Source organism: Gardnerella sp. DNF00497B (assembly GCF_049262725.1).
Classification (GTDB): Bacteria; Actinomycetota; Actinomycetes; order Actinomycetales; family Bifidobacteriaceae; genus Bifidobacterium; species Bifidobacterium leopoldii.
This window is the reverse complement of sequence record NZ_CP058400.1, coordinates 159,629-173,927: the sequence shown is the minus strand read 5'-3', so window position 1 is coordinate 173,927 and position 14,299 is coordinate 159,629. Positions and strand designations below refer to the sequence as shown.

General features: G+C 42.7%; 10 protein-coding genes. 3 read left to right on the top strand and 7 right to left on the bottom strand.

The window, feature by feature from the left end; all coding sequences use genetic code 11:
• Window position 1: 1 nt before the first annotated feature.
• From HXT26_RS00685 to HXT26_RS00665, 5 genes are all read right to left on the bottom strand, one after another.
• Entirely contained in the window at window positions 2-1,816 is a 1,815-nt protein-coding gene (locus HXT26_RS00685; protein ID WP_012914498.1) for an ABC transporter ATP-binding protein, read from the bottom strand.
• 179 nt (window positions 1,817-1,995) lie between these two features.
• On the bottom strand, window positions 1,996-3,738 hold the full coding sequence (locus HXT26_RS00680) for an ABC transporter family substrate-binding protein (protein WP_004104709.1): 1,743 nt from the start codon (window positions 3,736-3,738) through the stop codon (window positions 1,996-1,998).
• A gap of 323 nt (window positions 3,739-4,061) precedes the next feature.
• On the bottom strand, window positions 4,062-5,951 hold the full coding sequence (locus HXT26_RS00675; protein WP_012914499.1) for an ABC transporter ATP-binding protein: 1,890 nt from the start codon (window positions 5,949-5,951) through the stop codon (window positions 4,062-4,064).
• 21 nt (window positions 5,952-5,972) lie between these two features.
• Window positions 5,973-6,920, bottom strand: coding sequence for an ABC transporter permease (locus HXT26_RS00670; protein ID WP_004104713.1), 948 nt, complete (start codon window positions 6,918-6,920; stop codon window positions 5,973-5,975).
• 24 nt (window positions 6,921-6,944) lie between these two features.
• On the bottom strand, window positions 6,945-7,928 hold the full coding sequence (locus HXT26_RS00665) for an ABC transporter permease (protein WP_012914500.1): 984 nt from the start codon (window positions 7,926-7,928) through the stop codon (window positions 6,945-6,947).
• Window positions 7,929-8,489: 561 nt separating this feature from the next.
• Here HXT26_RS00665 and HXT26_RS00660 point away from each other — a divergent pair.
• Window positions 8,490-9,932, top strand: a complete 1,443-nt coding sequence (locus HXT26_RS00660; RefSeq protein ID WP_012914501.1) for an aminopeptidase C — start codon at window positions 8,490-8,492, stop codon at window positions 9,930-9,932.
• Window positions 9,933-10,276: 344 nt separating this feature from the next.
• On the opposite strand, the gene metG is transcribed toward HXT26_RS00660, so the two are convergent.
• Complete coding sequence (gene metG / locus HXT26_RS00655; protein ID WP_422112008.1) at window positions 10,277-12,148, bottom strand: methionine--tRNA ligase; 1,872 nt, start codon at window positions 12,146-12,148, stop codon at window positions 10,277-10,279.
• 304 nt (window positions 12,149-12,452) lie between these two features.
• Here metG and HXT26_RS00650 point away from each other — a divergent pair, with 304 nt between their 5' ends.
• Together HXT26_RS00650 and HXT26_RS00645 are read left to right on the top strand one after the other, a co-directional pair.
• Window positions 12,453-13,079, top strand: a complete 627-nt coding sequence (locus HXT26_RS00650; RefSeq protein WP_064340685.1) for a hypothetical protein — start codon at window positions 12,453-12,455, stop codon at window positions 13,077-13,079.
• Window positions 13,070-13,333 carry a hypothetical protein gene (locus HXT26_RS00645; RefSeq protein ID WP_004104722.1) on the top strand — a complete coding sequence of 88 codons (264 nt, stop codon included), beginning with the start codon at window positions 13,070-13,072 and terminating at the stop codon, window positions 13,331-13,333. Before HXT26_RS00650 ends, HXT26_RS00645 begins: the two co-directional genes overlap by 10 nt.
• Window positions 13,334-13,364: 31 nt before the next feature.
• On the opposite strand, the gene rsmI is transcribed toward HXT26_RS00645, so the two are convergent.
• Complete coding sequence (gene rsmI / locus HXT26_RS00640; RefSeq protein WP_004104736.1) at window positions 13,365-14,267, bottom strand: 16S rRNA (cytidine(1402)-2'-O)-methyltransferase; 903 nt, start codon at window positions 14,265-14,267, stop codon at window positions 13,365-13,367.
• Between the last annotated feature and the right edge of the window lie 32 nt (window positions 14,268-14,299).

Genomic DNA, 14,299 nt, shown 5'->3' with positions numbered 1-14,299 from the left:
TCTACTCCCCCTTCGTTTCGAATCCTGCAGACCTGCCAGTTTTAAAGCCAAGTTGCTTTCTATAGATCTCCCAATACCTCCCGTGCGCCGCAACAAGCTGAGCATGCGTGCCACGTTCAACAATTTTCCCGTGATCTAGCACAACAATCATGTCTGCATCTTTAACGGATGAAATTCTGTGCGCAATAGTGATTATTGTGCGCGTGCCATCAAGCTTTTTCAGCTCCTGCTGAATATGCTCTTCCGTTTCCATATCTACAGCAGAAGTTGTATCGTCCATAATCAAGATTGCAGGATTATTTGCCAACGCTCTAGCTAAGCTCAAACGCTGCTTTTGCCCACCAGAAAGACCTACCCCGCGCTCGCCTACTACTGTTTCATAACCTTCTGGCATATCCATAATAAAATCGTCTGCTGCAGCAATTGTTGCCATCGTGCGAATGGTATTATCTAATTCCTTACAATTTTCTTTAGTTTGAGGTAATCCAAAACTAATATTTCCTGCAATAGTGTCCGAAAATAGGAATGTTTCCTGCGCAACTATGCTAACTTGGTTACGAACAGTTTCTAACGGCCATTCGCGCACGTCTTTTCCGTCAATTAAAACACGACCACGCGTAGGATCATAGAATCTTGCTATAAGACTTACGAGAGTTGATTTGCCGGAACCAGTTTCACCAAGAATACCCAGTTTGCTTCCAGCAGGAATGTCTAAATCAATATCTTTTAAGATTGGAGAGTCTTGATCGTCTGGGAATGAAAAATCAACATGCTCAAAAGTAATTTTACCTCTAATTTTAACGGTTTCGTCCGATTCTTTTGGATGTCTAATATGCGATTCTTGCGTAAGAAGTTTGCGAATATTCACGCATCCTGCGTTAAAACGCTGCCAATCATTAATAAGCCATCCTGTCATTCTAACCGGCATATGAAGCATCCAAAGGAAGCTGTTAAAAGTAACGAATGTTCCTAAAGTCATGCTGCCATTTAGAACAAGCCATCCGCCGAAGCCAACTGTTATAAGCTCAAGCACAAAACCCATGCCATCAAGCCAAGGCATGTATTTTTGAGTATTTTTTGCAAGCGTAATATTGCGATTAAAGTAGTCTTCGTTGCACTTATCGAATTTCTTAGTTTCGTAATCCTCACGCACAAAAGCTTTTACTACGCGATTCCCTTCGATATTTTCTTCCACCATTGAATTCATGCGCGCAAAGGATTCACGAATTGCAAGGAATTTCGGTCTAGCTTTTTTGCCCATAATTTTTGCGAGCAGAAACAAAAATGGCGTAATTGACATAAGCGCTAAAGCGAGCTTCCACTGAATTGAAAACATTATAACCAGCGCTAACACGAACATTACTACACAATCTAACGCCATATACGAAACCCAACTTAAAATATGGCGAATCGCGTCAGTATCCGATGTCATACGACTCATAATGTCGCCTGTGCGAGTGTGATTAAAGTACGTAAAATCGAGAGAATGAAGTTTTTCGTACTCGTCGCTCACCAGGCGATACACGGCATTTTGACCAAACTTTTCCATTAAAAGCTGGTAAATATACCTTGAGCCAACGCGAACAATCATCATTGCTACCATCAAAACGCATACGCTTATAAGCAAATTATGCTGTTTGCCAATAATGATTTTGTCTACAATAAAGCCCGAAAGCAACGGCATTGCCATTGCCATCGTGTCATTGATAATAAATAGAAAAATAGCAAGCCAAACTTTCCACATATCCGGCTTACAGTATTGCAATACCCAGCGCACGTTACTCGCATCTTTGCATTTATTTGGATTCACATACATGCGCCAGCTTCTCCTTTGTTTCCGATTTTGCTTTTTGAGACTTAATTTTAAATTTATACTATTTTCTCACATTAGCATACACAAAAAGATGTGGCGTGTAGCCAAAAGACTACACGCCACATGCTATAAGTTAAGCAATCAGCTTAGTAAACTTGCGCGAATTATCGCTACAAATTTACTTACTTCTGCCAGCCCATATCCTCTGGGTAGGTGCTTGCGTAACCAGCAGGGCCGTTGTTAGCAAAGCCCTTCTTGAACACCTGGTAAATAGGAGGAGCAGAAACTGGAAGAGTTCCGTAGAGTGCGAGAGCTGCAGACTCTGCCTTGTTTGCATAATCAGTCTGTTCCTTGTAATCGTAGGTCTTGCCAATCTTGTTGAGCATAGCATCAATCTTCTTATTGCCAACGAGACCGAGGTTGGAATCGCTATCAGACTTGTAAACCTGGCTTGCTGCAGACAAGAAGCTCAATGGAGATGTGGACTGCCATGCCAATGGAAGCACCTGGTACTCGTGCGAAGCAACAACCTCGGAGAACTTAGCAACAGCATGGTTCACAGTCTTGCACTTAATTCCAGCCTTCTTCATCATGGCCTGGAATGCGTTAGCAAGAGCTGCCTGAGTAGAATCATCGCCGAAGAAGGTGAAGGAAATCTCAAGAGTCTTGCCATTCTTGGCGTAGTAGCCATCCTTGCCCATCTTGTAACCAGCAGCTTCAAGGGTCTTCTTAGCGTTTTCGGTGTTGTACTTGCCGTCAGCAGGAAGATTGTTCTTGTAGCCAGCCTGGAACATGGAGAGAAGCTCAGAACCTGGCTGCTCGCTCTTCCAGTTCATGCCCTGGAACTGAATCTTGTTGTAGGTAGCAACGTCGAATGCCTGAACAACAGCCTTACGAACTGCAAGCTCGTTAAGTGGCTTGGACTTAGCGTTGAAGTTAAGCACGCGAACCTTGGTGCTGTAGCCGTAACGCAGCTGAGCACCCTTAACGCTACGAGCAGACTTGATTGCGTCCTTAGCAGAAATGCTATCGGTTACAGCATCGATTTCACCGTTCTGGAAAGCGTTCAAAGCTGCAGTATCTTCCATACGCTTTACAACAACCTTATCGAGCTTTGCCTTCTTACCCCACCACTTTGGATTGCGGGTGAAAACAACCTGATTTTCGGTTGCGGATTCAATCTGGAATGGACCTGCACCCCACTCGTTGTGAGGATTGTTTACCCAACCCTGGTTGAAGGTCTTAACGTCACCGGCCTTTGGATGAACCAGTGGAGCGAAAAGCATTTCCCATGTTGCGCATGGCTTCTCATAAGTCACTACAACCTGCTTTGGAGTGGAACCTTGTTCAACACTCTTGATGCAGTCATAGCCTTCAGTACTTGGGACGGAGTAATCCTTGTTCTTTCCGTTCAAAGCCTGCCAAGTAGCCTTAAATGCAGTGTAGTCAAAATCAGTGCCATCATTCCACTTGGCCTTTGGGTTCAAGTTGTACTGAACAACAAGTGGCTTATCGCTAACCTTCTTAACGGAAGTGATGTAGTCAGGGTTGTACTTAAGCTTTTCACCCTTAACGGTGTCATAAGCCATAAGATTTGGCTGGTAGAAGCCCCACAAAGTATTCATGTAACCAGAGTTACCGTCGTTAGAAGCGTAATTCCAGTTTGGACCGAGAACAGGAAGAGCAACGGTGTAAGTGCCGCCGTCCTTAACGTTGTCACGTGACTGTGGATTATCGTAACGCTTGTTGACATCTGGCATTGGAAGTTCGCCAGTGTAAGAAGTGTCAACACCAGCAGCTGGCTCTTCAGTCATACCTGCTTTACCAGCATTGTTAGTAGCACCGCCGCAAGCGCCGAGCAGCATTGCAACAGAAAGTGCAGCTGCGGCAAATACAGTCAGTTTACCTGCATTTGTATTTTTCATGATTCCTCTCATTCCCCGGATGATGTCCGTCTTCCGGTATGTTGTATGAGTATATACAACTCTATGACATTCGACAAATCGTTTTCACAAAATATTGATTTTTTTCTTTTCAACTTTATGAAAATTAGGCAAAAAAGAATAATTTATTATCTATAATGAGCAAAACAGAAAATTTTTTAGTTTATTTTGGCTAAAAAACAAAATATATTACGTTTTTTAAATTTATGTTACACAATAAAAAATCGCGCATGTTGTAATAAACATGCGCGACTAAGTAATTTATTCAGATTGATGAAGATTAACTAAAATCAACAAGTCATGAATTACCTAACATCGTCAAAATTATCTTCTTCAGAAAGAATAATACGCTTACGGTTCTTCTCAATTGTAGGATCCGGAATTGGCACAGCGCTAATCAAAGCCTGAGTGTAAGGGTGCTTTGGATTATCAAACACCTCATCCGTTTCACCAGATTCAACAATTCGACCGTGATACATAACAGCAATTCGGCTAGAAATATGTCGAACAACAGCCATGTTATGCGCCACGAACAAGTAAGCAACACCCAACTTGTCTTGCAAATCTTCAAGCAAGTTAATAATTCCAGCCTGAATAGAAACATCCAAAGCCGAAACTGGCTCATCAAGAAGCAAAAGCTTAGGATTCACAGCCAAAGCGCGAGCAATAGCGATACGCTGACGCTGGCCGCCGGAGAACTGCGTTGGGAAGCGATCAACTTGATCAGGATTCAACTCAACCAATTGCATAAGCTCAGCAATACGCTGGCGAATTTCTTCCTTCGACTTCTTTTGCACAAGCAAAGGCTCGGCCAAAATATCGTAAACAAGCATACGAGGATCAAGAGAACTCATTGGATCCTGGAACACGTACTGAATCTTAGAACGAAGTTCGCGACGCTGCTCACGAGTCAACTTATCGTTCAACTCAGTACCAAAAACTGTAATAGAACCAGACTCAGGCTTCTTCAAGCCCATAATCTCCATCAAAGTCGTGGACTTACCAGAACCAGACTCGCCAACCAAAGCCACAGTTTCGCCTTCACGAACCTCAATACTCACACCATCAACCGCGCGAACTTCGCCAACCTTACGTCGCAAGAAGCCGCCGCTAGTAATTGGGAATGTTTTAACCAAGTTCTTAACATCCAAAACAACTTTTCGTTGCTCACGAGGAATGCCTTCAAACATTGGCTTAATTGGCTTTTCGGTTTCCGCATGAAGCAGCGAGCGAACAGTTTCGCTTTCCGCTTCAAGACCAATCATAGTGCTGTCGTCGCCGCTCTCTTCTTCAGCCATAAGCATATCCATAGTCGGCTTAGAAATTGGAGTCAAACGACGAGTGCGCTTTTGATCAACGCGAGGAACAGCGCCCAACAAGCCAATAGTGTACGGCTGAGTTGGGTGAGCAAAAATCTCCTCAACGCTATTATGCTCAACCAAATGGCCCGCGTACATAACAATAACTTCGTCTGCAACGCCAGCAATTACGCCCAAATCGTGAGTAATGAAAATCATTGCAGCGCCGGTTTCGCGCTGAGCTTTCTTCAAAACTTCCAAAACCTGAGCCTGAATAGTCACATCCAAAGCGGTAGTAGGCTCGTCTGCAATAATAATATCCGGATTGTTAGCAATTGCCATAGCAATCATCACGCGCTGGCGCATACCACCAGAAAACTCGTGAGGGAAAGCCTTCAAACGCTCAGCCGGCTTAGTAATACCAACCAAATCAAGCAATTCAATAGAACGCTCGCGAATCTGCTCTTCGCTCATGTCCGGGTTATGAATAACCAAAGCTTCCTTAAGCTGATCACCAATAGAGAAAACTGGAGTTAAAGCAGAAAGAGGATCCTGGAAAACCATGGCAATATTCTTGCCACGAATCTTACTCATCTCAAGATCAGTTTTAGTAAGAAGCTCCTCGCCCTTATACTTAACCGAACCTTTAACACTAGCATTCTTATCGAGTAAGCCCATCACAGCCAAAGAAGTAACCGACTTACCGGAACCGGACTCGCCAACGATACCAATAGTCTTTCCGCGGTACAAATCAAAATTCATTCCGCGCACAGCATGCACAGTACCAGCTTCAGAAGCGAAGCTAACTTGCAAGTCGCGTACTGAAAGCAACGGTTCGTTGTTTTGATCTTCCATCGTGGTTTCTTCCTTAATAGCGTTATTTGCAATATCAGTCATGTTTATCACTCCAAACGCTCGTTAGTCGGCCTTACCAACAGACCTAGAATATGGATCAATGGCATCACGCAAACCGTCACCAATAAGCTGCACGGAGAAGGTTAGCAAAACAAGCACTGCAGACGGCACCAAAAGCACCCACGGAGAAGTCTGCACAACGCTTTGGCCAGCATTAAGCAAAGTACCAAGAGAAGTATCCGGAGCCTTAATACCAAGGCCCAAGAAGCTCAAAGCAGTTTCGCCGTTAATCGCACCAATAACACCAAGAACCGTGTTAATAATCAATACAGAACCCAAGTTTGGAACCAAGTGGCGCACAATAATGCGGAACGAAGAAACGCCCTCGAACTTAGCTGCACGAACATACTCACGTTCGCGCAAGCTCAAAGTCAACGTACGAAGAGTACGAGCGTAACCAATCCAACCAAAAGCTGTTAAGCCAAATGCCAACCACAGCCAATCGCTACCACCACTAGAAGCACTAATGATTAAAGCAATCAGCAGGAAGGAAGGAACAATCAGCAGCATGTCCAAAAGCCACATACCAACCTGCTCAAACCATCCTTCGAAGTAAGAAATGGCAGTACCAACCAAAGCAGCAATAACTGTAATGGTAATAGAACTAACAATACCAATGGAAAGTGAACGGCCAAGTCCGCGCACAACCATTGCGTACATGTCTGAACCGCCTGGCGTAGTGCCAAGCCAATGCTCTGCAGAAGGAGGAGTTGCTAGAGAAGAAAAGTCTGGTTCGTCGTAGCTCCACTTTGAAATCTTTGAGCCAAACAAAGCAAAAAGAATCAAAATTACAAGCATAACCAAGCCCACAACTGCAGACGGGCGACGGAAGAATCGACGCGTATAAAGCGTCATCTTACCAGTGCGTTTAAAGTTGCCCCAGGCACCAGCAGTAGCTTTTCTATCTGCAGCAGACTCTTGAGGTTTTGAAGATACATCTTTTTTATTCATATCAAATTCACCTACACTGTTCTGCTAGTTCAAACGAATACGTGGGTCGAGCCAAGCAGAGAAGATATCTGCAAGCAGAGCACCAACTAAGGTACATACAGCACCAAACGCTGCAATAGCAACAGAACCGTTAATATCGTTCTGCATAATGGTCTGAACGAAGTAGCTACCAAGACCGTTAATAGCAAACACGGTTTCAGTAATCACAGCACCCGTAAACACGCCTGCAATAGAGAAGGCGACGTCAACAGCTGTTGGAATCAAAGAAGTACGCAAAGCGTGGCGGCGAATAGCCAAATTCAAAGGTAAGCCCTTAGCGCGAGCCGTACGAACGTAATCAGCATTCATAGTATCGAGAAGATACGTGCGCTGCGTTAAATGATACCCAACCATGCCAGGAATTGTCATAACAATCGTCGGCAAAATCAAATGCTGAAGGAAGTCAAGAAGGAACATGAACGGGTCAGAACCCTGGTAAGAGTGCAAACCAGTAACGTAGAAAAGTCGCACGCCTGTTGCGCGGTTAATGCTAATAGCAGCAAGCACAACCATCAAACCCAAAACTGCTGCAGGAACAACCAGCAGGAAGGTTGCGGTGGAATTAAGAACTCTATCTTGCCACTTGTACTGACGGATAGCAGTGTAAACACCAACGCTAACACCGAGAACAATGCCAAGAATTGTAGCGCCAGTAACCAGCTGAACAGATGCGCCAATACGAGACATAATTGCCGGACCAACTGGAGCCTGATCTGGGCTCAATCCCCAATCCCACTTAGTAAAAATGTTGTAAATCCAACGGCAATAACGAGTAAACACTGGAGTCTGGTCGTTAATATTTGCCAAATCCAAAGAACGGTTGATTGATGCAATAGGTGGATGCGGATGCCTAGACATGTAGTTCGAACGCGGTCTCATAAAAGCACTTGTCAAGAAATACGTCATGGATACGGCAACAAACAACATCACCACATAATTCAGGCATCGTTTAACGATGTATCGTATCATTGTGACTCTTTTCTACGACTAGCCATTTTTTACCTCCATTCGGCATCCATAAATCTTGTGATTTACAGTATTGCCGATCTAACACTCGACCTTGAAAAGGGCGTGTTTGAATCGACCCTTGTCAATCCGGACACATAATTAGTATATTTTTAGCCAAGCTATGTACAAAGAGACAAACAGAAAATATTTTTGCACAGCACTTTTCTCAATATCCAAGGGAAAAATTTCGTATATATAAGTTACATTATACATATCTAAACATGCAAAAAAGCGCAAAATATCAGTGATTTCTAGCTATATTTTTACACAAAGATATGTATTTTAAAATCAAAAAGTATTTTTATACATACAAAATACGTTTTATAAGCAAATATAATAAATTCAAAATTTAATTACAAAAACTGAATATTTACCGAAAAAATTGTAGTTTTACTAAAATAATTAATAGTATTCAAGCAAATGCCGAAAATAGGCATAGACAAGAAACACACGCGAGACATTGAGCAGTATACAATATTTTTTATTCGTACTTTCAACTCTAAAAGGAGAATGAATAAGCTCATGGCTGAAAACATCAAAGCCGTAACTCTGGAACATGTAAAAAATTATTCCAAACATTTTAACGAACAGCGCGCAAATCTTCTCGCCGCGAATGCAGCAGTAACAAATGGTGTGCTTAAAGCCGCAACAAGCTACCAAGGCAAGCGTGCTCTTCCTCGCGAATTCTCAATAGAATTAAAACAAGGCAGCATTACCAATCAGAAGCGCTCCGGACGCTGCTGGATGTTCGCCTCACTTAATACTTTGCGATACGAAGTAATGCATAAGTGGAATTTAGACGACTTTGAGTTTTCAGAAAGCTACCTATTCTTCTGGGACAAGATTGAAAAAGCAAACGCTTATTTGGAAAATGTGCTTTCAACACTTGATGAAGATGTTAATAGCCGACTTTTTGAGAGCATTAACTATGGTCCAATCGATGACGGCGGCTGGTGGCAAATGTTCGTCAACTTGGTAAACAAGTACGGACTTGTGCCAAAGAGTGCATATCCAGATTCACAGAACTCAGTCGACTCTGATGCATTCGTACAGTACATCAATACCAAGTTGCGCGAGTTTGCATACGAATTGCGTGAAGCTCATAAGAACGGAACTTCTTTGGAAGAATTGCGCGAAATGAAAGTTCGCGATTTGGAAACCGTTTATCGCATGACAACTATTGCCCTGGGTGAACCACCTGCACAGTTTGACTTCTTCGCACGAACTAAAGATGATGATGACGATAAGAAGGACGGCGAAAAAGACGAAACCAAGAAAGATGGCGAGAAAACCGGCAAAGATAACAAGCCAAAAACCGGCAAAGATGAGCGTCCAATGATTTGTGAATACGGAATTACTCCACTTGAGTTCGCAAAGAAGTACGTCCCAGTTGACGTAAACGACTTCGTAACAATATGCAATGCACCTATGGAACGCACACCATTCAACAAGCTCTACCAATTCAAGTACAGCACCAACGTAGCTGAAACAAAGGAAATGGAATTTGTTAATGTGCCTCTCGATGTATTCAAAAAAGCAGCTGTAGACCAATTAAAAGATGGTCATCCAATCTGGTTTGCATGCGATTGCACACAGTTCTCCTTGCGTGACAGTGGATTCTTCGATCCTGCAGTTGTGCGCGTAGATGAATTGTTTGATGTGAAGTTTACATTCGATAAAGCTCACGGTTTGGAATATATGGATTGCCCAGGAAATCACGCAATGACATTCACTGGCGTAAATCTTAATAAAGATGGCGATCCAGATCGCTGGAAGATCGAGAACAGCTGGGGCAAGGATGCTGGCGAAGACGGCTATTATGTTGGCTCAGCAGAGTGGTTCGATCGTTATGTGAACGAAATAATCATCAACAAAAAGTACCTTGACAAAGAAACTTTAGCTGTATTGGATCAAGAACCAGTAATGCTTGAACCATGGGCGCCACTTTCGAAGCGTTGCCGTTAAATAGTTACCATTAAAATTAAGTTTGGTAACCGTGTGAGCGCAGATTGCTTTTGCAGTCTGCGCTTTTATTTTTGTTTTACTTTTTATTTTTTATTTTTCACAAATTAAAAAGAAGCCCGGCGGGAAGAGAAACCCGCCGGGGCAGAGAGAAAGAGAGAAGAAGGTTTCAATTATGGGGTTCGAAAACGAACCTCGCTAATGGCGAACCATTAACACATGTTAGTATAGCTAAACATTCGTCCAAAGAAAAGAGTTTTTCCTTAAAATTTCCTTAAAATATTTTCTTTTAGAGAACCATTTGCTATGTTTTCTAATTTTATAATTTATTTATTGAAAATTTCAACCTATTTCTCACTATTTTCCAAAGATTTTTTTGCTGCAGCAAGTCTTTCTGCCTCGACACGCTGACGCTCGGACAAAGCAGATGCGAAACGCTCAAGCTCCTCCTCAACTGCTTCTTTTGGAATTTTGGCAAAAATAGGACTTGGCTTAGGCACAGGCGTACCTGCTACCAACTCCTCACTCTCCCAAGGATGAACAGTTTCCCCCAAGCGATAATCGCCCGTAATAATCGGATACTTGAAGTCTGGATTATCCAAATCTTCAACTTCTTCAATATGAGGCAAAGGCGAGAATACGCCAGTGCCACCAAGTGCTTCCCAAACTTTTTGAGCTGCATGAGGCAAGAATGGCGCAAGCAGATGATTAGCATCCGAAACAGCCTGAGCTGCAACATGCAACACAGTACCAAGGCGAGCCTCATCATCTTTAATTTTCCAAGGCTCAGTTGCAGAAATATATTTATTAATATCCGCAACTACTCGCATTGCTTCAGTAAGAGCATTCTTCTGACGATGACGCTCAATCAAACTACCGACCAAAGCAAAAGCATCAGAAGTTTGATCGAGAAGAGCGCGATCCATCGCAGTCATAGAATCTTCGTCAAGAGGAGGGATTACACCAAAGTTCTTATTAATAAGATTTGCCACACGATTGACAAGATTACCCCAGCTTGCAGCAAGCTCTTCGTTATTATGGCGAGCAAACTCAGCCCAAGTAAAATCAGCATCAGAATTTTCTGGACCAGCAATAGAAATGTAGTAACGCACAGCATCTACAGGGTAACGCGCCAAAATATCCTTCACATAAATCACGATTCCGCGCGAAGAGCTGAACTTCTTGCCTTCCATAGTCATGAACTCAGAAGCAACAACCTGTTCAGGCATGTTCAATGGACCATAAACGCCAGCCTCACCACCTTTAGAACCAGCACCGTTGTAGGCAAGCATTTCCGAAGGCCAAATCTGAGAATGGAAAGTAATGTTATCTTTGCCCATGAAGTAGTATCCAGGAGACTTAGGATCACACCACCAATCACGCCAAGCGTCTGGCTTGCTTTGTCGACGAGCCCATTCAATAGATGCAGACAAGTATCCAATAACAGCGTCAAACCACACATACAAACGCTTATTCGGATTATCAATCCATCCTTCAACAGGAACAGGAATACCCCAATCAATATCACGCGTAATAGCTCGCGGCTTTACTTCATTAAATAATCCAAGCGAGAAATTAATAACATTCGTGCGCCAACCTTCGCGAGAATGAAGCCAATTAACATTCGCCTCAGCCAAAGCAGGCAGGTCTAGGAAATAATGTTCAGTTTCTTCAAAGCGCGGAGTTTCACCATTAATTTTAGAAACTGGATTAATAAGCTCATCCGGATCAAGCTCGTTTCCACAAGCATCACATTGATCGCCACGAGCACCATCTGCGCCACACAATGGGCATGTGCCTTCAATATAACGATCTGGCAAAGTACGACCAGTGGAAGGAGAAATAGCAACCTTCTGAGTGCCCTTGTAAATATAGCCGTTCTTTAAGCACTGACGGAACATTTCTTGCACAACATGCTCGTGATTTGCAGTAGTAGTACGCGTGAACAAATCGTAGCTCAAACCTAAATCGCACAAATCCTTAGTAATCACACGATTATAACGATTAGCAAGCTCTTGCGCAGAAACGCCTTCCTTATCTGCTTCAACCAAAATAGGTGTGCCGTGCTCATCCGTGCCAGACACCATTAATACGTCATTACCTTTCATGCGCTCGTAACGCGCATACACGTCCGACGGAACCCCGAAACCTGCAACGTGACCAATATGACGAGGGCCGTTAGCATACGGCCAAGCAACATTCACCAAAATATGACTCATAGACAATTATTATCTTGTTCAACGCGGACAGTACATAAGAACATTGCAAAAAGAATCCCAAAATATACGAGAAAACACGCTGAATAACAAGCCTCACACGAGTTCATCCACATATCCACAAGTTATAAAACCAGCCTGGAATTGAAGCAAATATAAACATAATCTCAACTTATGCATTACGAAACTTATTCACTACAAAGCATGAATTACAAAATATGCGTTAGAAAAACAACAATATGTGCGATACACATTGTAAATAGTCGCGCTAAAAAATAAATATGCAAAAAGAAAGGATTGAGGAAAATTGAAAAAACAACAAAACATACGCGATTTATTGGATATTTGCGAAGAAACACAAACACAATTCCCGGAATTACTTGACGACAACCATTTACCAGGCCCAATGTGCATGAAAAAACTTTCTCAAATTGGCGTATTCAATAGGCTTGATTTAAATGCAGGATATTCAAATAAAGCAGCTATTTCCACTCAAGGAAGAAGTAATATTGTGAGCAATCTTATACCTACAGAAAGCATAGCCTGCTTATTTACTGCAGCATGGGTTTGGATAGGAGGCAATTTTCCTGAAAATATAGATGTTATTGATTATGGGCATAGAAGAAAAAAGCCGCACGGCCATGCAATCCGAGCATTTCGAAGACACTTAAACAATGAAGAATACGTAATACTTGGAAAAATTAGAATAACAACGCCAGAACGAACAATTTGCGATTTAGCGTACACTCCAAGCGAAAACGAAGAGTACGAACCTTATAGAAAAGATATTGCTCACTTATTGATATCTAAATACAGCATTGACTTGCGAAAATGCAAACGTACTATTGACGGAAACCCATATTTCCCAGGCTCAATACATGCAAGAAATTGGATACGAAACATTGCGAAAGAAGCAAACAAACCATGGAAATAAAGAACTCTTATGCAACTAAAACAAGCAGCCCTCCAAAACCACCTATAATACTCACGCCATCTGTTGCTATCGACCCTGCAACAAAAACGGAAGTGCTATGGTATATCGCGCAAAAAATACCAGAACTTCGCAAATGGATTATTGCAAACCCTTCGGCAGACGCGCAAATCTTAGAATATATTTCTCAACAAGGCGGGCCTGACGTTCGTTACAGTTTTGAAGTGCTATTTTCTGCGTATGACAGCAATGAATAGAAAGCAAAAAATAGTAGCAAAAGCAGAAATCTTACTTTTGATCAGGTTTGTGCTCAAGACAAGACGCGTAAACTTGCTTACGATTAGCAAAAGATCCGTCAGCAAACGGATGCTCTTTTACTACTTTTGTAATGGCTTCTTTTATGCGCAAACCTTCGGATTCTGCACATTCAAGCGAAAGCTTTGCAAGAGCATCAATGCTTAAATCTGTGCTTTCAGACTGCACTTCTTCGTCACTTGCACCACCGATAACTAAAACTATTTCACCTCGAGGAGGATCCGCTAAAACACCATCGTGAATACTTTGCACAGTTCCACGACGAATTTCCTCAAAATCTTTTGTAAGTTCACGGCATAACGCCATTGGACGATTAGAGCCAAGTACTGCCAATATATCTTCCATAGCTTCTGCAATACGATGTGGAGCCTCATAAAATACTATTGTTCGTCGCTCGGCTTTAAGCGAGCGCAAATGCTGTTGACGCTCACCAGATTTACGAGGCAAAAAGCCTTCATAACAGAAGCGATCAGTTGGCAATCCAGAAAGAGCAAGCGCATCTAAAACTGCACTAGGACCAGGCGCGCAAGTAACAGGCAAATCGCGCTCTATTGCACGTCGAACAACAGCAAGACCCGGGTCGTTAATGGTAGGCATACCTGCGTCTGAAACAACAAGAACAGTGCTGCCCTGCTCAACTTTGTCTAGCAAACCATCTGCCTTGTTGCGCTCATTATGATCGTGATATGCGATTACGCTACCAGAAACATGTACGCCAAGGCGATTCGCTAAATCATAAAGCCTACGCGTGTCTTCAGCAGCAACAATATCAGCAGTTTCAAGAAGATTAATTAATCGTGCAGAAGCGTCTGCCATATTCCCAATAGGCGTAGCAGCTAAAACAACCTTACCTAAATTATCTTCTTCATCACACATCTTGAATCTCCTTATAAAACTTCTTAAAACTC

Excerpts from the sequence above, each read along its gene's own strand:
- HXT26_RS00685 (WP_012914498.1), bottom strand. The coding sequence starts at position 1,816 with ATGTATGTGAATCCAAATAAATGCAAAGATGCGAGTAACGTGCGCTGG.
- HXT26_RS00680 (WP_004104709.1), bottom strand. The coding sequence starts at position 3,738 with ATGAAAAATACAAATGCAGGTAAACTGACTGTATTTGCCGCAGCTGCA.
- HXT26_RS00675 (WP_012914499.1), bottom strand. The coding sequence starts at position 5,951 with ATGACTGATATTGCAAATAACGCTATTAAGGAAGAAACCACGATGGAA.
- HXT26_RS00670 (WP_004104713.1), bottom strand. The coding sequence starts at position 6,920 with ATGAATAAAAAAGATGTATCTTCAAAACCTCAAGAGTCTGCTGCAGAT.
- HXT26_RS00665 (WP_012914500.1), bottom strand. The coding sequence starts at position 7,928 with ATGATACGATACATCGTTAAACGATGCCTGAATTATGTGGTGATGTTG.
- HXT26_RS00660 (WP_012914501.1), top strand. The coding sequence starts at position 8,490 with ATGGCTGAAAACATCAAAGCCGTAACTCTGGAACATGTAAAAAATTAT.
- metG (WP_422112008.1), bottom strand. The coding sequence starts at position 12,148 with ATGAGTCATATTTTGGTGAATGTTGCTTGGCCGTATGCTAACGGCCCT.
- HXT26_RS00645 (WP_004104722.1), top strand. The coding sequence starts at position 13,070 with ATGGAAATAAAGAACTCTTATGCAACTAAAACAAGCAGCCCTCCAAAA.
- rsmI (WP_004104736.1), bottom strand. The coding sequence starts at position 14,267 with ATGTGTGATGAAGAAGATAATTTAGGTAAGGTTGTTTTAGCTGCTACG.